20 protein-coding genes are annotated in these 18,913 nt (G+C 71.4%); 14 read left to right on the top strand and 6 right to left on the bottom strand.

The window, feature by feature from the left end; all coding sequences use genetic code 11:
- Positions 1-312: 312 nt before the first annotated feature.
- Complete coding sequence (locus F4559_RS30020; RefSeq protein WP_184674468.1) at positions 313-552, bottom strand: hypothetical protein; 240 nt, start codon at positions 550-552, stop codon at positions 313-315.
- Positions 553-647: 95 nt separating this feature from the next.
- On the opposite strand from F4559_RS30020, the gene F4559_RS30025 reads away from it, so the two are divergent.
- Positions 648-1,487 carry a helix-turn-helix domain-containing protein gene (locus tag F4559_RS30025; RefSeq protein ID WP_281386377.1) on the top strand — a complete coding sequence of 280 codons (840 nt, stop codon included), beginning with the start codon at positions 648-650 and terminating at the stop codon, positions 1,485-1,487.
- Between the two features lie 12 nt (positions 1,488-1,499).
- Entirely contained in the window at positions 1,500-1,661 is a 162-nt protein-coding gene (locus tag F4559_RS30030) for a DUF397 domain-containing protein (protein WP_184674470.1), read from the top strand.
- Positions 1,662-1,833: 172 nt separating this feature from the next.
- Here F4559_RS30030 and F4559_RS30035 read toward each other — a convergent pair whose 3' ends face one another.
- A complete protein-coding gene (locus F4559_RS30035; RefSeq protein WP_184674471.1) occupies positions 1,834-3,102 on the bottom strand; it encodes an MFS transporter in 1,269 nt (422 codons plus the stop codon).
- 48 nt (positions 3,103-3,150) lie between these two features.
- Positions 3,151-3,807, bottom strand: coding sequence for a pyridoxamine 5'-phosphate oxidase (pdxH, locus tag F4559_RS30040; protein ID WP_184674472.1), 657 nt, complete (start codon positions 3,805-3,807; stop codon positions 3,151-3,153).
- A gap of 419 nt (positions 3,808-4,226) precedes the next feature.
- Between pdxH and F4559_RS30045 the strand changes: the two genes are divergently transcribed.
- The 9 genes from F4559_RS30045 to F4559_RS30085 all read left to right on the top strand — a co-directional run bounded on the left by F4559_RS30045 (position 4,227) and on the right by F4559_RS30085 (position 11,839).
- A complete protein-coding gene (locus tag F4559_RS30045; RefSeq protein ID WP_184674473.1) occupies positions 4,227-5,342 on the top strand; it encodes a citrate synthase 2 in 1,116 nt (371 codons plus the stop codon).
- A 93-nt stretch (positions 5,343-5,435) separates the two neighbouring features.
- Positions 5,436-6,251 (top strand): ABC transporter ATP-binding protein, encoded by an 816-nt coding sequence (locus F4559_RS30050; protein ID WP_184674474.1) that lies wholly within the window; start codon positions 5,436-5,438, stop codon positions 6,249-6,251.
- Positions 6,248-7,030: an ABC transporter permease gene (locus F4559_RS30055; protein WP_184674475.1), complete on the top strand. Its 783-nt coding sequence runs from the start codon at positions 6,248-6,250 to the stop codon at positions 7,028-7,030. The genes F4559_RS30050 and F4559_RS30055 overlap by 4 nt, the downstream gene beginning before the upstream one ends.
- A 41-nt stretch (positions 7,031-7,071) precedes the next feature.
- Entirely contained in the window at positions 7,072-8,028 is a 957-nt protein-coding gene (locus tag F4559_RS30060; RefSeq protein ID WP_184674476.1) for a sensor histidine kinase, read from the top strand.
- On the top strand, positions 8,025-8,636 hold the full coding sequence (locus F4559_RS30065) for a response regulator (RefSeq protein WP_312865891.1): 612 nt from the start codon (positions 8,025-8,027) through the stop codon (positions 8,634-8,636). The genes F4559_RS30060 and F4559_RS30065 overlap by 4 nt, the downstream gene beginning before the upstream one ends.
- Positions 8,637-8,737: 101 nt before the next feature.
- Complete coding sequence (gene serC / locus F4559_RS30070) at positions 8,738-9,871, top strand: phosphoserine transaminase (protein WP_184674477.1); 1,134 nt, start codon at positions 8,738-8,740, stop codon at positions 9,869-9,871.
- A 203-nt stretch (positions 9,872-10,074) separates the two neighbouring features.
- Positions 10,075-10,965 (top strand): septation protein SepH, encoded by an 891-nt coding sequence (gene sepH / locus F4559_RS30075; protein WP_184674478.1) that lies wholly within the window; start codon positions 10,075-10,077, stop codon positions 10,963-10,965.
- A 105-nt stretch (positions 10,966-11,070) separates the two neighbouring features.
- The gene (locus F4559_RS30080; RefSeq protein WP_312865892.1) at positions 11,071-11,433 is read left to right on the top strand and encodes a hypothetical protein; all 363 of its coding nucleotides are present in this window, start codon (positions 11,071-11,073) and stop codon (positions 11,431-11,433) included.
- On the top strand, positions 11,426-11,839 hold the full coding sequence (locus F4559_RS30085) for a hypothetical protein (RefSeq protein WP_184674480.1): 414 nt from the start codon (positions 11,426-11,428) through the stop codon (positions 11,837-11,839). The genes F4559_RS30080 and F4559_RS30085 overlap by 8 nt, the downstream gene beginning before the upstream one ends.
- On the opposite strand, the gene F4559_RS30090 is transcribed toward F4559_RS30085, so the two are convergent.
- Entirely contained in the window at positions 11,836-12,075 is a 240-nt protein-coding gene (locus F4559_RS30090) for a hypothetical protein (RefSeq protein WP_312865893.1), read from the bottom strand. The two genes, F4559_RS30085 and F4559_RS30090, sit on opposite strands and share 4 nt — an antisense overlap.
- A 96-nt stretch (positions 12,076-12,171) precedes the next feature.
- On the opposite strand from F4559_RS30090, the gene F4559_RS30095 reads away from it, so the two are divergent.
- The gene (locus tag F4559_RS30095) at positions 12,172-13,932 is read left to right on the top strand and encodes an ABC transporter ATP-binding protein (protein ID WP_312865894.1); all 1,761 of its coding nucleotides are present in this window, start codon (positions 12,172-12,174) and stop codon (positions 13,930-13,932) included.
- The gene (locus tag F4559_RS30100; RefSeq protein WP_184674481.1) at positions 13,929-15,752 is read left to right on the top strand and encodes an ABC transporter ATP-binding protein; all 1,824 of its coding nucleotides are present in this window, start codon (positions 13,929-13,931) and stop codon (positions 15,750-15,752) included. The genes F4559_RS30095 and F4559_RS30100 overlap by 4 nt, the downstream gene beginning before the upstream one ends.
- A 12-nt stretch (positions 15,753-15,764) precedes the next feature.
- Here the strand turns inward: F4559_RS30100 and F4559_RS30105 are convergent, their stop codons facing one another.
- On the bottom strand, positions 15,765-16,388 hold the full coding sequence (locus F4559_RS30105) for a DUF2537 domain-containing protein (RefSeq protein WP_184674482.1): 624 nt from the start codon (positions 16,386-16,388) through the stop codon (positions 15,765-15,767).
- A 38-nt stretch (positions 16,389-16,426) separates the two neighbouring features.
- Positions 16,427-17,206 (bottom strand): TrmH family RNA methyltransferase, encoded by a 780-nt coding sequence (locus F4559_RS30110; protein WP_184674483.1) that lies wholly within the window; start codon positions 17,204-17,206, stop codon positions 16,427-16,429.
- 210 nt (positions 17,207-17,416) lie between these two features.
- Here F4559_RS30110 and F4559_RS30115 point away from each other — a divergent pair, with 210 nt between their 5' ends.
- The gene (locus F4559_RS30115; RefSeq protein ID WP_184674484.1) at positions 17,417-18,913 is read left to right on the top strand and encodes a glutamate-cysteine ligase family protein; all 1,497 of its coding nucleotides are present in this window, start codon (positions 17,417-17,419) and stop codon (positions 18,911-18,913) included.

The raw sequence follows: 18,913 nt of genomic DNA on the forward strand, positions 1-18,913 counted from the left end.
TCTGAGTGCACATTTCGTAGTGTCTGAACGTGCGACTCGCGGTGTCTGAACGCATAACTCGCGCGTTGACACGGGCGAAGCATGGCAAGCAACCACGACGGCGACAAGCCGGGGGTCGATCCCCTTGAGTGCCCCTCCCCGTATGGCCTGGGCGCAGCCCTACCGCACGACAGCCCCTTTCTGGTGGTCAGCCCGAGCGGCGAGCGACGCTTTGAAGCTTCCGCCACCACTCCGGACGGTGGCCACCAGGCACTGGCCAACGACAAGGTTTCCGTCGCCCGCCCCGGACGGCGGCCACCGAGCGGGCAGGGGTCAGGCCCTGGATTGGAGATCGGACTCGGCCTGGTCGATGGCCTCGTCCAGGACTGCCCGGAACTCCGCGATCTGCGAGCGCTCCAAGTGGACGCAGTCGAGGTGATCGGGCGGGTAGATCTCCACGGCACCGCGCGAGACGGTCACGGAGAAGATGTCTCCCTCCTCGCCCTCGCAGCGGAGCAGCCACTCGCGCTTGGGACCTCGGGGTTTGATGATGCGGTCGGTCTCTGTGGTCATGTCGGTACCTTTGCAGCGCTTTCTTTTGGACTGCAATTACACGATGGTGTGAACAGGGTGGCGGGTTTGGGTGCGGCGGACCTACTGTCGCCGGCATGGCACGACGCGCTGGGCGGTCAGTCCGCTCTCGACGACTCTCGTACGTCCTCCGGAAGTTGCGGGCCGCCACTGGGATGAGTACCGACGCCACGGGTGAGGCCGTGGGGATGTCGGGGAGCAAGATCTCTCGGATCGAGACCTCGGACATCGGGGTCTACCTCGACGACCTCGAGAAGTTGTTGGACTTCTACCGGGTCACCAAGGCCCAACGGGTGTTCCTCCTCGACCTCGCCCGGAACGCGGAGCAGCGGGGCCTGCTCCGCATCCACAACCCCAACCTGCCCGAGGACTGGCAGACCTGGACCGACTTCGAAGACGAGGCGAGCGCTCTCCTCAACTACGAGCCGCTGCTGATCCCCGGACTCCTCCAGACCCCCGAGTACGCGAAGTCGATCATCGTGGCCACCGGGGCCGGTTTGTCGGACGCACAGGTCGATGCCCTGGTCGCCAGCAGGATGGCGCGGCAGGGACTGCTGAACCGGACGAGCCCGCTGCGGCTGCGCGCGATCATCGACCAGCAGGTCTTCGAGCGCCCCTTCGGGGACCCCGGGGCGATGGACCGCCAGGTTCGCCACCTGATCGCCCTCGGCGAGCGGCCGAACGTGGAGGTGCGGGTGCTCCCGACCACCGCCGGGCTGCACTCCGGGTTGAACGGGCCGTTCGTGGTCCTGGAGTACGACGACGACGCGAGCCTCGTGTTGGTGGAGAACAAGATTTCGAGTCTGTTCATCGACGAGGACGAGCAGATCCGCTTGTTCGAGTCCACCTGGGACGAACTCGTCCGGCTGGCGTACGACACCGAGGAGACGGTGGCTTTCCTGCGGGATCTGCCATGACAAAATGCGGGCATGGTCTTGTGGCGCAAGAGTTCCCGGAGCAACAGCAGCGCCAACTGCGTCGAGGTCGCGTGCTCGGGACGACGGGTGCTGGCCCGCGACTCGAAGAATCCCGCGCCCGAGCTGGCGTTCCCGGCTGAGGCGTGGCGAAGGTTCCTGGACAAGCAGGAGTGACACGGACATGCGGACCCACTTCGAGATCGGCTGGATGGTGCGAGGGGGATTCAGCCGACTCGGAGGGAACGGGTTTGCGCCTGTCGGCCGCCCGTCCACGGGTCCGGAGTTCTTTGCCTGGTGCCAGGTTAGGGGCGTCGATCAGGGCGGGTCCAGCGAAGATCGACCGGTGTCACCCGATCGTATGGGGTGATGGCCGAGGGTCGAAGCGGTAGCGCCAGAACGCCGGGATGAGCGCCGTCGCGACCACCGTGGCCACCACGACCAGGACCCCGCCGACGGCCGTGGCCACACCCGCGCCGACGGCCGCGCCACCGGTGCCGTGCACGAGGTCGGCCAACCGCGGCCCACCCGCCACGACCACCGTGAACACACCCTGCATCCGTCCGCGCATCTCGTCCGACGCGGCCGTCTGGAGCATCGCGCTGCGGAACACCATGCTGATCATGTCCGCCGCGCCGCCGATCGCCAGGAACACGACCGCGAGCCACAACGCGTGCGACAGCCCGAACCCGATCATGGCCACGCCCCACGCCACGATCGAGAACACGACGCCGACGCCGTGCCGCATCACCTTCGACGTCCACCCCGACACCAGCCCGCACAGCAGGGCGCCCAACGGGATCGCGGCGAACAGCCACCCCAGCGCCAACCCGCCGCCGGGCGGGTCGCCGAACGTCCGCTCGGCCATCTCCGGGAACAACGCCCGGGGCATGCCGAACACCATGGCGATGATGTCGAGCAGGAACGACGCCAGCAGCACCTTCCGCACGGCCAGGTACCGGAAGCCTTCCACCACGTCGGCGACCCCGGCCCGCCGCGACTCCCCGCCGGCCGGGGGCATCGGCGGCAGCCGCCACACCGACCAGATGGTCAGCGTCAACGCGATCGCGTCCACCAGGTACAGCGTCGGCAGGCCCACGACCGGCATCAACGCGCCCGCGAGCATCGGGCCGAACACGCCGCCGAACATCATCACGGTGGCACCCAGGGCGGTGGCCGCCGGGATCTGGTGGTCCGGCACGATCCGCGCGATGGCGGCCGTGCGCGCCGGTGCGTTGGCCGCGAAGAAGACCTGCTGCAACCCGAGCAGCACGATCACCAGCCACACGGACCGCACGTCCAAAGCGGCCTGCACCCACAGCAGCACGGACGTCACCGCGATGCCGATGTTGGTCACGACCAGCAGCTTGCGCCGGTCGACCAGGTCGGCCACGGCACCGCCGTACAGGCCGAACACCAGCAGCGGGATCAACGCCACCGCGGCCGTGATGCCGACCCACCCGGACGAGCCGGTGATGTCGAAGACCTGCTTGGGCACGGCCACGGCGGTCAACTGGCTGCCGACGGCCGTGACGACCGTGGACAGCCAGAGCCTGCGGTAGGCGGCGATCTTCAAGGGCGCCGTGTCGATCGCGACCCTGCCGAACAGACGCTTCACGTTCGTTAGCGTACGAGAACTAACGACTCGCGGCCCACCGCGAAAAAATCACGGCGCGACGCGCTGGACTTCCCAGCCGTCCCGACCCAGGCGGAACCGGAGCCGGTCGTGCATGCGGTCACGCCGGCCCTGCCAGAACTCGACCTCCTCGGGCCGGATGCGCCAGCCGCCCCAGTGCGGCGGCACGGGCACGTTCTCGGCGTCGGCGAACTGCCGCTCGATCTTGTGCAGCGCGCTCTCCAGGTTGGACCGCCCGGTCACGACGCGGGACTGGGGCGACGCCCACGACCCGAGCTGCGACCCACGCGGCCGGCTCGCCCAGTAGGCGGCGGTCTCGGCCGGGCCGACCTTCTCGACCGTGCCGCGCACGTGCGCCTGACGCTGCATGGCGAACCACGGGAACGTCACCGAGGCGTAGCGGGTGGCCATCAGGTCGTGGCTCTTGGCCGAGGTGTAGTTCGTGAAGAACACGAGACCACGCTCGTCCAGGCCCTTCGCCAGCACGGTGCGCGAGGACGGTCGCCCCTTGGTGTCGGTCGTCGCCAACACCATGGCGTTCGCCTCGGGCAGCCCGGCGCGGGCGGCCTGGTCGAGCCACAGCTGCAACTGCTCGTGCCACGTCGCGGCGAGATCACTCTCGGTGAGCGACCCCTGCTCGTACGACACGCGCATAGCGGGCAGCGTGACGTTCGTGGTCTCCGTCATTCCCGACCTCCCGGAGCAGGCACTTGTGGCACCTCAGCGATCCAGCGACCGTACGGGCTCGAAGCCGCTCGCGGAACCGCCCGAGCGGTGATGAGCACCACCGGCACGGTCACGCTCGGTGTGACGACCTTCTCGGAATCGAGCAAGTCGCGCCGGATTCCGATCGTTTCGATCACAACCCACCTCTCACCCGTCCGTGTCCCCACTCACCGACGGGGCTACCAAGTCGGTGACCGGCTGTTTCCTGACTACCCCGACCACAGTGGACGGAAACGACCGCCCGCGAACCTCCATTCGCACTGAATCGTTTTCTGGATCGTGACCGACACCACGGGCACACCCGATTGCCGGCGGCCGGCCGTGAGAGCAAGGTTTTCGGCAACCCTTTTGTCTCGTCTCGCCGGACAGGAGCGCACAACGTGGTGCAGCAAAAAGAAGAGGACGGCTTCCGGCCGGGCCTCGAAGGGGTCGTCGCGTTCCGCACCGAGATCGCCGAACCGGACCGCGACGGCGGATCGCTGCGGTACCGGGGCGTGGACATCGAGGACCTGGCCGGCAAGGTCACGTTCGGCAACGTGTGGGCGTTGCTGGTCGACGGCCGGTTCGGGCCGGGCCTGCCGCCCGCCGAGCCCTTCCCCATCCCCGTGCACACCGGCGACGTCCGCGTGGACGTGCAGGCCGCCCTCGCCATGGTCGCCCCGATCTGGGGGTACTCCCCCCTCCTGGACATCACCGACGAGCAGGCGCGCGACCAGCTCGCCCGCGCCTCGGTCATGGCCCTGTCCTACGCGGCCCAGTCGGCACGCGGCATCGGCCGCCCGGCCGTGCCGCAGCGGCGCATCGACGAGTGCCGCACGATCACCGAGCGCTTCCTGACCCGCTGGCGCGGCGAACCCGACCCGGCGCACGTCACCGCGCTCGACGCCTACTGGGTGTCGGCCGCCGAGCACGGGCTCAACGCGTCCACGTTCACCGCGCGCGTGATCGCCTCGACCGGTGCCGACGTGGCCGCGTCGCTGTCGGGCGCGATCGGCGCCATGTCCGGCCCGCTGCACGGCGGTGCGCCCGCCCGCGTGCTGCCCATGATCGAGGAGGTGGAGCGGACCGGCGACGCGCGGGCCGTGGTCACCTCGATCCTCGACCGGGGCGAGCGGCTGATGGGCTTCGGCCACCGCGTCTACCGGTCGGAGGACCCGCGGGCCCGCGTGCTGCGCCGCACGGCACGGGAACTGGGCGCGCAGCGGTACGAGGCCGCCGCGGCGTTGGAGCAGGCCGCGCTGGCCGTGCTGCGGGAACGCCGCCCGGACCGGGCGATCGAGACCAACGTGGAGTTCTGGGCCGCGGTGATGCTGGACTTCGCGCAGGTGCCCACGCACATGATGGCCGCGATGTTCACGTGCGCCCGCACGGCCGGCTGGTCGGCGCACATCCTGGAGCAGAAGCGCACCGGCCGACTGGTCCGCCCGTCCGCGTCCTACGTCGGCCCGGCGCCGCGCAAGCCGTCCGACGTGGAGGGCTGGGACGAGATCGCCTGACGCGCGGTCCCGGTTGTCCACCGGTCGGTGGACAACCGGTGTCCGTCGTCGGGTCGTCCCGCACGGGCACCCCGCCGGAGCAGCATTTCCGGCATGAACGCGATACGAGTCCGGGGCTTGCGCAAGTCCTACGACGGCAAGCCCGCCGTCGCCGGAATCGACCTGGAAGTCGCCGAGGGCGAGGTGTTCGCCCTGCTCGGCCCGAACGGCGCGGGCAAGAGCACGACCGTGGAGATCCTCGAAGGGCTGCGGCGGCGCGACGGCGGCGAGGTGTCCGTCCTCGGCCAGGACCCGGCCAAGGCGCCCCGGTCCTGGTACGAGGACATCGGCGTCGTCCAGCAGGCCGCGACCGACCTGGCGGACACCACCGTCGCCGAGGCCGTCCGGCACTTCGCCCGCTACTACCGCCGCGCCCGCGCCGTCGACGAGGTGATCGACCTCGTCGGCCTCACGGAGAAGGCCGGCGACCGCGCCGGGAAGCTCTCCGGCGGCCAACGCCGACGCCTCGACGTGGCCCTGGGCATCGTCGGCCGGCCGAAGCTGCTGTTCCTCGACGAGCCCACCACCGGCTTCGACCCCGAGGCCCGCCGCCGGTTCTGGTCGTTGATCAGGCTGCTCGCCCGCGAGGGCACGACGATCGTGCTCACCACCCACTACCTCGACGAGGTCGAGGCGCTCGCGAACCGGCTGGCCGTCGTCGCGCGGGGCCGGGTCGTGGCCGAGGGCACGCCGCTGACCGTCGGCGGCCGGCACACCGCCGACGCGCTGGTCTCGTGGATCGACAACCGGGGTCCGCAGTCGTACCGCACCCCGCGACCCGACGAGTTCGTGCGCTCGCTGCCCGCCGCGCCCGGCCTGACCGTCACCCGGCCGACCCTCGAAGACGTCTACCTGGAGCTGATCGCATGAGCACCGTCGACATCGGACTCGCCCGGGGCGGCGTCGAACTGCGCCAGTTCTTCCGGGACCGCGCCGGCATGGTGTTCACGTTCGCGCTCCCGGCGTTCATCCTCATGCTGCTGGGCAACATCACCGGCGACGCGCCGGGCGCGGGCCAGTCGCTGGCCGCGAGCCTGCTCGGCGCGGGCATCATCTCCACGTCGTTCATCACGCTCGGCGTCGGCGTGGCGCAGGACCGGGGCGACGGCACGCTCAAGCGGCTGGCCGGCACGCCGATGTCACCCGGCGCGTACTTCGTCGGCAAGATCACCCTGGTCGGGCTGCTGAGCCTGGCCGAGGCGGTGCTGATGATCGCGGTCGGCGTGGCGTTCTTCGACATCGAACTGCCCACCTCGCTCGACAAGTGGCTGACGTTCACGTGGGTGTTCGTGCTCGGCGTCGTGTCGTGCGGCCTGCTGGGGCTCGCGATCGGCGGCCTGGTCAAGTCGGCGCGCAGCGCGCCGGCCGTGATGAACCTGCCCTACATCGGGTTGCAGTTCGTCTCCGGCGTCTACGTGGCGCTGCCTATGCTCCCCAAGGCGATGGTCACGGTCGCCTCGTTCTTCCCGCTCAAGTGGGTGGCGCAGGGATTCCGCTCGGTGTTCCTGTCCGACGACATGGCGATCCAGGAGGCGGCGGGCGCATGGGAACACGGCCGGACGGCGCTGGTGCTGGGGGCGTGGTGCGTGGTCGGCCTGGTCCTGAGCCTGCTGGTGTTCCGATCGTCGAGCCGGCGCACTGGCGCCTAGTCGCCTGGGGGTCGCTGGCGGCCACGGCGCTGCTGGTCTGGGTGGACGACTTCTCCGCGACGCGCAACCTCGCCGCGCTGGGGGTCGTCCTCCTGGGCGCGGTGTGGTTCGCGCTCCGCCCGCCCGTGCTGTACCTGCCGGTCCTGCTGGTGCTGTTCGTCGGCGCGGAGTGGCTCAACCCGTGGACGACGTTCACCTTGTTCGCGGTGCTGCCCCAGGTCTACGCGCGGCTGCCGGAGCTGCGGGCGTTCCTGGTGATGACGCTGTTCGCCGCGACGCCGTGGGCGACCTGGTACGCCAAGACCGGCGATCCGCGCGGGATGCTGCCGACCACGCTGTCGATCGTGCTCTTCTCCCAGCTGTTCTCGTGGGTGCTGACGGTGATCGCCGAGCGGAACCGGGCGATCGCCGAGCTGTCCCGCAACGCCGGGGTCGCCGCCGAGCGCGAACGGCTGTCCGCGGAGATCCACGACACGCTCGCGCAGGGCTTCACCAGCATCGTCACGCTCGTGCAGGCCGCGCGGTCCGACCCCGAAGGCGGCGCGCGGCACCTCGACCTGGCGTTGCGCACGGCCAAGGAGAACCTCGCCGAGGCACGGGCCCTGGTGGCGGCGTTGGCGCCGGCGGCCCTCGACGGGTCGTTGGCGCAGGCGTTGGACCGGCTCGTGGCCCGGCTGGAGGAGGACGGCATCTCCGGCGCGTTCTCGGTGAGCGGCACGAAGTCGTTGCCGACGACCGTCGAGGTGGTGCTGCTGCGGGCGGCGCAGGAGGCGTTGACCAACGTGCGCAAGCACTCCGGGGCCGCGCTGGTCGTGGTGGACCTGACCGTGACCGACGACCGGGCCGTGCTGACCGTGCACGACGACGGCGCCGGGTTCGGGGAGAATCCCGAGGGCTTCGGGTTGCGGGGCATGCGCAACCGGGTCGAACAGGTCGGCGGCACGGTGTCCGCGACGGACTCCGACGGTGCGGTGGTCGTGGTGGAGGTGCCCCTGTGATCCCAAAGACGATCAAGGTGCTGCTCGTCGACGACCACCCGGTCGTGCGGCAGGGCGTGCGGGGCATGCTCGCCGCCGCCGAGGACATCACCGTGGTCGGCGAGGCCGGGTCGGGCGCGGACGCCGTGGCGCGGGTTCCCGAACTCTCGCCGGACGTCGTGCTCATGGACCTGCGCATGCCGGGAATGGACGGCGTCGAGGCGACCGCCCGGATCGCGGACCGGTGCCGGGTGGTCGTGCTGACCACGTACGACACCGACGCGGACATCCTGCGCGCGGTCGAGGCCGGCGCGGTCGGCTACCTGCTCAAGGACGCCGCGCCCGAGGACCTGCTGGACGCGGTCCGGGCGGCGGCGCGCGGCGAGACCGTCCTCGCGCCCGCCATGGTGCGCAAGCTCGTCGTGCGCACGCCCGCCCTGTCGCCGCGCGAGATCGAGGTCCTGCGCCTTGTCGCACGTGGACTGTCCAACGCGGAGATCGGGCGCGAGCTGTTCATCGGCGAGGCCACGGTGAAAACCCACCTGCTGCGCGTCTTCAACAAGCTCGGCGTGTCCGACCGGACCGCGGCCGTGACCACGGCGATGGAACGCGGCGTGCTCGGCCGGTGAGCCGGACCACCCGCCCGTCGCACCCCGACGGGCCGGCTGCGACACTGGGAACCCCGGCAACGGCGCCGGTCAGGTTGTCCACGCACCCGGAGGCCCACGCGATGACCCAGACCGCCGATCCGACCACTCTGGTCCTTCCCGCCGACCTGCGACCGTCCGACGGCCGCTTCGGGTGCGGTCCGTCCAAGGTGCGTCCCGAGGCCCTCGCGGCACTGGCGATGGAAGGTGCCGCGCTGCTGGGCACCTCGCACCGGCAGAAGCCGGTCAAGTCCCTGGTCGGCGAGGTCCGCTCGGGTCTGCGCGACTTGTTCTCGCTGCCCGAGGGCCACGAGGTCGTGCTGGGCAACGGCGGCACCACGGCGTTCTGGGACGCGGCGGCGTTCGGCCTGGTCCGCGAGCGCGCGCAGCACTTCGTCTACGGCGAGTTCTCGTCGAAGTTCGCCAAGGTGACCGGCGACGCGCCGTTCCTGGGCGACTCGATCGTGGTCAAGTCCGACCCGGGCAGCGCGCCGGAGATCGCCTACGCCGAGGGCGCCGACCTGGTCGGCTGGGCGCACAACGAGACGTCGACCGGTGTCGCCGTCCCGGTGTCGCGACCCGCCGGGTCCGACGGCGCGCTCGTCGCCATCGACGCCACCTCGGGCGCGGGCGGCCTGCCCGTGAACGCCGAGGACTTCGACGTCTACTACTTCGCGCCGCAGAAGTCGTTCGCCTCCGACGGCGGCCTGTGGATCGCCCTGATGTCGCCCGCCGCCCTGGAGCGCGTGGCCGAGATCGGCGCGTCGGGCCGCTGGGTGCCGGAGTTCCTGTCGCTGACCACGGCGCTGGACAACTCCGTCAAGGAGCAGACCTACAACACGCCGTCGCTGAGCACGTTGTTCCTGCTCAACGAGCAGATCAAGTGGATCCTGGGCAACGGCGGCCTGTCCTGGGCGGTCGAGCGGACGGCCGACTCGTCGTCGCGCCTGTACTCGTGGGCCGAGGCCACCTCGTACACGTCGCCGTACGTGGCCGACCCGGCGTACCGGTCGCAGGTCGTGGGCACGATCGACTTCGACGACTCGGTCGACGCCGCCGCCGTGGCCAAGGCGCTGCGCGCGAACGGCATCGTGGACGTGGAGCCGTACCGCAAGCTCGGCCGCAACCAGCTCCGGGTGGCGATGTTCCCGGCCATCGAGCCGGCGGACGTCACCACGCTGACCAAGGCGGTCGACTGGGTGGTCTCGCAGCTCTGAGCACGCCTCGTGCGGAAGCCCCCGTCCGGTCCGGACGGGGGCTTCCGCACGTGAACCTTGAGCCAACGCGCGTGCGATCAGCGGCGATATGAGGCAAGATCACGCGAAGATATCGGATCGAACGGCGAGTCTCCCCCCTCCTGACGGCGGGCCGGATTACCGTCGGTACCTGGCGAGGTGTATGTCGGCTCTGGGAGGCCATGATGCGAGCGCTGCGAGTCATCGGGCTCGAAGACGACGGCAAGACCGTCGTCCTCGAGGACCCGGAACGCGGCGAGCGCTTCGCGCTGCCCGCCGACGAACGACTGCGTGCTGCCGCACGCGGTGACCTCACCCGACTCGGCCAGATCGAGATCGAGGTGGAGAGCCAGATGCGACCGCGGGAGATCCAGGCGCGCATCCGCGCCGGCGAGTCCGTCGACCAGGTGGCCGTGGCGTCCGGCCTGCCCGCGAACCGGGTGGAGAGATTCGCCTACCCGGTGCTGCTGGAGCGCTCGCGCACGGCCGAACTGGCCCAGCGCGCGCACCCGGTGCGCGAGGACGGCCCGGACGTGCAGACGCTCGGCGAGGTCGTCGCGCACTCCTTCGGCCTGCGCGGCCAGGAGTACGCCGACGTGCGCTGGGACTCGTGGCGCGGCGAGGACGGCAAGTGGGTCGTCCAGCTCCACTGGACGGCCGGCCGCTCGGACAACCGGGCGCACTGGGCGTTCCACCCCGGCGCGCACGGCGGCACGGTGACCGCGCTGGACGACTCGGCGGTCGAGCTGATGGACCCGAACCCGAACCGGCCCCTGCGGACGGTCCGGCCGGTGACGCAGCTCGCCCGGCAGGCGCTCCAGGTGGAGAAGGCCGCCGAGCCGGAGATCCTGGTGCGCGAGGAGCCGGCACCGCCCGTGCTGCCGCCCGCACCGGAGCCCGAGCCGGAACCGGAACCCGTCGTGGTCGCGGAGGAGCCGACACCGGAACCGACACCCGCGCCCGCGCCCGCGCCGCGCAAGGAGGCGGCACCGCCGCCCAAGCGCGGCAAGAAGAACCACCCGATCGTGCCGTCCTGGGAGGACGTCCTGCTGGGCGTCCGGTCCAATCGCGGTTGATCGTCACCCAAGGAACCTTGTGGTCGAAGTGGGCGGGAGGGGTCTTCGGACCCCTCCCGTTTGCTTTGCCCGGCGGCCGGAAACCCCGGGGCCATGGTGCGACGTGTGGTCGTCGGAGCGCTCCTGGGTGTCGGGCTCGGCGGTGCCTGGTGGGCGACGCGGGAGATCATCGCCTCGGGACGGGTGTGCTCGACGGACGACTGGGACTGCCTGGCCATGGCGCTGTTCGCGATCCCGGTGAGCCTGGTCGTCGGCGTGGTCCTGGCCTGGCTGCTGCTGCGCGCCGTCCGCGAGGAGCGGGCGTTGAGCATGGCGGCGGTCGGCGTCACGATCACGGCCGTGCTCACGTTCATGACGCTGTGGGTCGAGGTGCCGGCCAGTGGACTGGTCGCGGGCGCGCTGGGGTTCATGATCGCGGCTCCGGTGACAGCGCGGCACGACGTCCGCCACACTGCGACGCATGACTGACACCCCCGGTCGCATCGCCCTCCGCATCCTCCTGCGTGTGGTCCTCGCCGCCGCGGTCGGCGCCGCGCTGCTCCTGCTGTGGGTGTCGGTGTTCACCGAGGGCACGCTGGACCGGGCGCTGGAAGGCACGTCGATGGGCGAGTTCCTGCTGATCGTCGTGGTCGGGCTGCCGCTGGCGCTGGTGTCGAGCGTGCTGCTGGCCGGGCCGGTGCTGTGGCTGCTGCGGGTGCGCCCGGTGTGGCCGATCGTGCTGCTGGGCCCGCTGCTGTTCGGGCTCGCCCAGTGGTTCGGCGTGCACGACAAGCTCTCCTGGCTCGGCGACCGGTGGACCGTGCTCGCCGTCCTGGCGGCGCTGGCCTACGCGGTCGCCGCGCTGATCACCTCGCCCGCCGCGCTGAAGCGCTAGTCCGGCGCGGGCACGGCGTCCAGCACGGCCGTGTCCCGGCCCTCGAACCCGCACCACTGGCCTGCCTCGGCCCGGCTCATCGGGCGGGCGCCCTCCGGACGGACGCCGCCGACCGGGTCCCAGCCGTCCGGCGCGAGCACGTACAGCCGACCGCCGCGCACGGCCAGCAGCCGCCCGCGCGGGAACGCCATCGTCGGTTCGGTTCGCAGGTAGCGCACGTCCACCTTGACCTCCACCTAGGTCGAGACCTCACGCTCGTCGACGGGAAAACCGGATGCCGAGGACGGGTCCACCTTCGTACCGTCGGAGGCGGACCGAGGGGGTAACGATCCGTGAAAGACCAACGTACTTCCACAGCCGCCACCCTGCGCCGACTGTGGCCGTACCTGAAACCCGTCCGGACACCCGTCCTGCTCAGCATGGTCGCCGCGCTGCTCGCGATGCTCTGCGGCCTCGGCACGCCGCTCATGACGCAGAGCGTGGTGGACGGGCCCATAGCCCACCGCGACCCCGCCGGCCTGATCTGGCCGATCGGGGTCGTCCTGCTGCTCGGCCTCGGCGAGGCCGCGCTCTTCTACGCCCGGCGCAAGCTCATCGCCGGGCCCGCGGCCGACGTCGAGGCCCGCATGCGAATGGACCTCTACGGCCACCTGCAACGGCTGCCCGTGGCGTTCCACGACCGCTGGCAGTCTGGCCAGCTCCTGTCGCGGGCCACCGGCGACATGTCCACCGTCCGCCGGTTCGTCGGCTTCGCGATCGTGTTCCTGGTGGTCAACTCGATCGTCGTGCTCACCGGCCTGGGCGTGCTGTTCTGGCTCTCCCCCGCGCTCGGCCTGATCGTCGTGGCCTGCACGTTGCCGCTGGTCGCGCTGTCGTACCTGTTCGAGACCCGGTTCAAGGTCGTGGCCCGGCGGGCGCAGGACCAGACCGGCGACCTGACCACCGTGGTCGAGGAGTCGGTGCTGGGCATCCGGGTGCTCAAGGCGTTCGGGCGCGGCCCGCACCTGGCCAAGAAGTTCCTGCGCCAGGCGCGCGACCTGCGGGACACCGAGGTCGAGAAGGCCGGGGTGTTCGCGAGCCTGTGGGCCGTGCTGATCATCCTGCCGGAGCTGGGCATCGCCGGGCAGCTCGCCTACGGCGCGTTCGCCATCTCCGACGGCACGCTCACCGTCGGCACGCTGGTCGCGGCCATCACGGTGAACGCCTACCTGCGCTGGCCGATCGACTCGATCGGCTGGCTGCTGGCCGAGCTGAACCAGACCGCGTCCGCGCTGGAGCGGTTCTTCGAGGTGCTGGACACGCCGGTGGAGATCACCAGCCCGGAGCCGGCCGCCGACGTGCCGGCCGTGCGCGGGCACGTCCGGTTCGAGGACGTGCGGTTCGGCTACCCCGACAGCGGCACCGAGGTGCTGCGCGGCGTCGACCTGGAGATCCGGCCCGGCGAGACGGTCGCGCTGGTCGGCGCGACCGGTTCGGGCAAGACCGCCGTCACCGAACTGGTGCCCCGGCTCGCGGACGTGACCGGCGGCCGGGTCACGATCGACGGCGTCGACGTGCGGGACCTGGAACTCGACGAGCTGCGCCGGCTCGTGGGCACGGCGTTCGAGGAGCCGATCCTGTTCTCGGCGAGCGTGACCGAGAACGTGGCCCTGGGTGCCGGTGACGTCGACGCCGAGCGGGTGCGCGAGGCGTTGGCCGTGGCCCGCGCGGACGGGTTCGTGGACGACCTGCCGTGGGGCGCGGAGACGCGGATCGGCGAGCAGGGCCTGTCCCTGTCCGGCGGTCAGCGGCAGCGGCTCGCGCTGGCCCGCGCGGTGGCGGGCCACCCGGCCGTGCTGGTGCTGGACGACCCGCTGTCGGCGTTGGACGTGCACACCGAGGCCGAGGTCGAGGCGGCGTTGCGCCGGGTGCTCGCGGACGTGTCCGCGCTGGTCGTGGCGCACCGGCCGAGCACGGTGAAGCTGGCCGACCGGGTGGCGCTGCTGTCCGGCGGCCGGATCGCCGCGGTGGGGACGCATCAGGAGTTGTTGGCGAACAACGAGGAGTACCGGCACCTGCTGGCCACGATGTCCGACGAGGAGGTGGCGGCGTGACCGTCGCCGAGGAGTCCTGGCGCGGGGTCGCCGCCGAGGACGTCGAGGACCTGGAACACGCCGTCGACGTGAAGCTGCGCGCCCGGTCGCGGCGCCTGCTCGGGTCGCTGCTGCGCCCGCACCTGCGGGTGTCGCTGCTGGCACTGCTGATCGTGGTCGCGGAGAACCTGGCCAACCTGGCGGGTCCGCTGCTGATCGCGGCGGCCATCGACCGGGGCGTGCCCGCGGCCGTGTCCGGCGATCCGGGCGTGCTCGCGTGGTGCGTCGGCGGGTACGTGGCCGTCGGCCTGTTCGCCACGCTGATGCGCTGGACGTTCGTCCGGCTCTCCGGCCGGATCGGCCAGGACCTGCTGCTCGACCTGCGGGAACGGGTCTTCCGGCACGCGCAGCGGCTGTCCGTGTCGTTCCACGGCAGGTACACGTCCGGCAAGGTCATCTCCCGGATGACCAGCGACGTCGACTCGTTGCAGGACCTGCTGGAGGAGGGGCTCGACGGGTTCTTCACGTCGATGCTCTCGCTGATCGGCATCTCGATCGTGCTGGTGGTGCTGGACGTGCGGCTCGCCCTGGTCGTGCTGGCCGGTTTCGTGCCGCTGATCCTGCTGATCCGCTGGTTCCGGCGGCGGTCGGCGACCGCCTACCGGGGCACGCGCGGCGCGATCGCCAAGGTGATCGTGCAGTTCGTCGAGACCATGAACGGCATCCGCGCGGTGCAGGCGTTCCGCCGCGAGTCCCGCAACGAGCGCATCCTGGCCGCGCTCAACGGCCGGTTCCGGGACGCGAACACCGAGGCGTTGAGCGTGATGGCCGCGTTCACGTCCTCGGTACGGGCCATCGGCAACGTGTCGGCCGTGGTGATCCTGGCCTGGGGCGGGTACCTGGTCGCGCACGGCGAACTCGAACTCGGCGTGCTGGCCGCGTTCCTGCTGTACGTGCGGCGGTTCTACGACCCGTTCGACCAGGTGGCCATGTTCGCCAACGCCTACGCGTCGGCCACGGCGGCGTTGGAGAAGATCTCCGGTCTGCTGGAGGAACGGCCGGACGTGCCCGAGCCCACCGACCCGACCGCGTTGCCGGAGGTGCGCGGCCAGGTGCACTTCGACCGCGTCGGGTTCCGGTACTCGGCCGACACGCCCGTGGTGCTGCCGACGTTCGACCTGCACGTGCCCGCCGGGCAGACGGTCGCGATCGTGGGCGCGACGGGTGCGGGCAAGTCGACGTTGGCCAAGCTGGTGGCGCGGTTCTACGACCCGACCGAGGGCGCGGTCCGGCTCGACGGCGTGGACCTGCGGTCGGTGGCCGACCAGGACCTGCGGCGTGCGGTGGTCATGGTGACGCAGGAGAACTTCCTGTTCGACGGCACGATCGCGGACAACATCGCGCTCGGGCGGCCGGCCGCGACCCGGGCCGAGATCGAGGCGGCGGCGACGGCCGTCGGCGCGCACGGGTTCGTGTCGGCCATGCCGGACGGCTATGACACCGACGTGAACAAGCGCGGCGGGCGGCTCTCCGCGGGTCAGCGGCAGTTGGTCGCGTTCGCGCGGGCACTGCTGGCCGACCCGGCGGTGCTGGTGCTCGACGAGGCCACGTCCAGCATGGACGTGCCGACCGAGCGGCTGGTGCAGCGGGCGTTGGAACGCGTGCTCAGCGACCGGACGGCGATCATCATCGCGCACCGGCTGTCGACCGTGCTGGTCGCCGACCGGGTGCTCGTGGTCGACGACGGCCGGGTCGTCGAGGACGGCACGCCCGAGGAGCTGATCGGCGACGCCGGGCGGTTCGCCGCGCTGCACGCGGCGTGGCGGGACTCGCTGGTCTAGGGAGCCGCTGGTCTAAGGCGCCGCGTCGAGCAGGGTCAGGATCAGGGCGAACCAGGCCACGAGCACACCGGCGGTGACGCCGTAGGCGACCCACCGCCACACCGGGACCCGGCGGGCCAGCCACACCGACGGCGCGATGCCGCCGACGACGAGCACGTTCGCCAGCAGGGCGAGCCAGCGGCTGGTCTCGCCGAGGCCCTCGGAGAGCGTGACGACCATGATCGCCATGACGGCGCCGGAGAACACGCTCACGGTCAGACCCGTCGCCCACGGGGTCGGCTCCGCAGGGCCGACCTCGGGGGTGCCTGCCTCGGCGGGCTCGTCCACCGGCTCCGGGGCGTCCTCGGGTTCGACGAGCACGAGGACGCCGCTGACCGGGTCGGTGAACTCGACCGGCGTGCGCATGTCGGCGGCCAGCCGGGTGGCGAGCTGGCGGCCCCGGGTGACCAGCAGGTCGCCCGCGCCGTCGGCCGAGGGCGAGTCGGCACGGGCCACCGCGTCGGCGACCTTGGCCCACTCGTGCAGGGCGTCGGCGAGACCCGCGCCGAGCGGGAGGTTGTGGGGGTCGACCGCTCGCTCGTCGCCGCCGTCACGACCGGCGACCACGGCCCGGCCGTCCTGGACCCGCAGTTCCACGAACGCCCTCCTCTTCGTCGACGCAGAAAGTAGCGTGTTCAGACGATCGCGTAGAAGGCGACGGCACCGGCCGTCGCCACGTTCAGCGAGTCGACGCCCTCGGCCATCGGGATCTTCACGGCCACGTCGGCCGCCGCGATCGCCGCGTCGCTGAGCCCCGGGCCCTCCGCGCCGAGCAGCACGGCCACCCGCCGGCCGCGCAACCCGGCGTCGGCCAGCGCGACGGCGTCCGCGCGCGGCGTGAGCGCGACCGTGGTGAAACCCTTGTCCCGCAACAGGTCCAGACCGCCGGGCCAGTGGTCGACGTGGGCGAACGGCACGCGCAGCACGTGCCCCATCGAGACCCGGACGCTGCGCCGGTAGAGCGGATCGCTGCACCCCGGTGCCAGCAGCACGCCGTCCACGCCGAGCGCGGCGGCGTTGCGGAACAACGAACCCAGGTTCTCGTGGTCGCCAACGCCCTCCAGCACGGCGAGCGTCCGCGACGATTCGGCCAGGGCTTCGGGGTCCAGGCGCGGCGCGCGGTCGGCGGCGGCCAGCACGCCCCGGTTGAGGTGGAAGCCGACGACCTCGGCCATGACGTCGGCGGACGTCACGTAGGCGGGCGCGGGCAGGTCCGGGCCGAGCGCCTCGATCCGGCGGCGCACGCCCAGGAACGCGCGCACCGGGTACGGGCTGCGCAGCAGGCGTTCGACGACGACCACGCCCTCGGCGATCACCAGGCCCCGCCCGCCGGGCCGGTCCGGGCGTCGGTCGGCCGTCGACAGGTCGCGGAAGTCGTCGAGCCGCGGGTCGGCCGGGTCGTCGATCTCGATCACCCGCGCAGTGTGCCACCCGACAGGCCGGCGTCGACCCCGCTCGTAGCCCAGAGGGCCGATCGACACGGCTCCGACCAGCACATTCTTGCTGATTGTTACCGTGAAGTGACAGAGAGCACCGATTTGGGCGCTGGTGTGCGCCAGGTCGCCATGTCACCGTGAGCCTCCGCGATGCCCGCCGTAGCAGCCCGAATCGGAAGGGGAGGCGGCATGGGTAGGGGAGTGTCCGTTCGGACGTTCACCAGGGAAGACCGCCGGCGCCACCGGGAACGGGTACAGCGATGTCTGGACGCCCTCGGCACCATGCTGGCCGAGGACACCTTCTCGTTCCCCCGACAGCAGATGGGACTGGAGATCGAGCTGAACCTGGTCGACGGCGCGTGCCGTCCGGCCATGGCCAACGCCGAGGTGCTGGAGAAGATCGGCGACCCGTCGTTCACGCTCGAACTCGGACAGCACAACCTTGAGGTCAACGTCCCGCCACGCGAACTGGCGGGCGACGAGACGCTCGGACTGGAACGGGAACTGCGCACGCTGTTGGCCTCGGCCGACGACAAGGCGCACGACGCGGGCACGTCGATCGTGATGATCGGCGTCCTGCCCACGTTGCGGCAGGAGCACTTCCACCGCCGCTGGCTGTCGGACCAGCCGCGTTACGCGCTGCTCAACGACCAGATCTTCGCCGCGCGCGGCGAGTGCGCGGAACTGGTCATGGAGGGCTCGCCGCTGCCCGGTTCGGCGGCCGAGAGACTCGACACGTACGCCGAGTCGATCGTGGCCGAGGCCGCGTGCACCTCGGTGCAGCTGCACCTCCAGGTGGCGCCGGGCGACTTCGCGGCGCACTGGAACGTGGCGCAGGCGTTGGCCGGCGTGCAGGTGGCGATCGCGGCGAACTCGCCGTTCCTGCTCGGCCGGGCGCTGTGGCACGAAACACGCATCCCGCTGTTCCTCCAGGCCACCGACACCCGGCCGGCGGAGCTGCGCAACCAGGGCGTCCGGCCGCGGGTGTGGTTCGGGGAGCGGTGGATCACGTCGATCTTCGACCTGTTCGAGGAGAACGTGCGCTACTTCCCGGCGCTGCTGCCCGAGACCGGCGACGAGGACCCGTTGGACGTGCTCGGCGCGGGCGGCACGCCGACGTTGAGCGAACTGCGCCTGCACAACGGGACGGTGTGGCGGTGGAACCGGCCGGTGTACGACGTCGTGGACGGCGTGCCGCACCTGCGCGTGGAGAACCGGGTGCTGCCCGCCGGGCCGACCGTGCTGGACATGATGGCCAACGCGGCGTTCTTCTACGGCGCACAGCGGGCGTTGGCGACGCTCGACCGGCCGTTGTGGACGCAGATGTCCTTCCAGGCCGCCGAGGAGAACCTCTATGCGGGTTCACGCCACGGCATGGGCGCGCAGCTGTACTGGCCGGGCATCGGCTGGATCCCGCCGGACGAACTCGTGCTGCGACGGCTGCTCCCGTTGGCGCACGAGGGACTCCGGGCGTGCGGGGTGTCGGACTCGGCGCGTGAGCGCTACCTCGGCGTGATCGAGGCGCGGTGCCTGACCAGGCGCACCGGGTCGCAGTGGCAGCGGGAGACCGTGACGCTGCTGGAAGAGCGCGGCGCGACGCGGGAGCAGGCCCTGTCCGGGATGCTCGCGCGCTACGTCGAACTGATGCACCACGGCGAACCCGTGCACACCTGGCCGGTGGGCTAG

This window comes from Saccharothrix violaceirubra, assembly GCF_014203755.1.
GTDB lineage: Bacteria > Actinomycetota > Actinomycetes > Mycobacteriales > Pseudonocardiaceae > Actinosynnema > Actinosynnema violaceirubrum.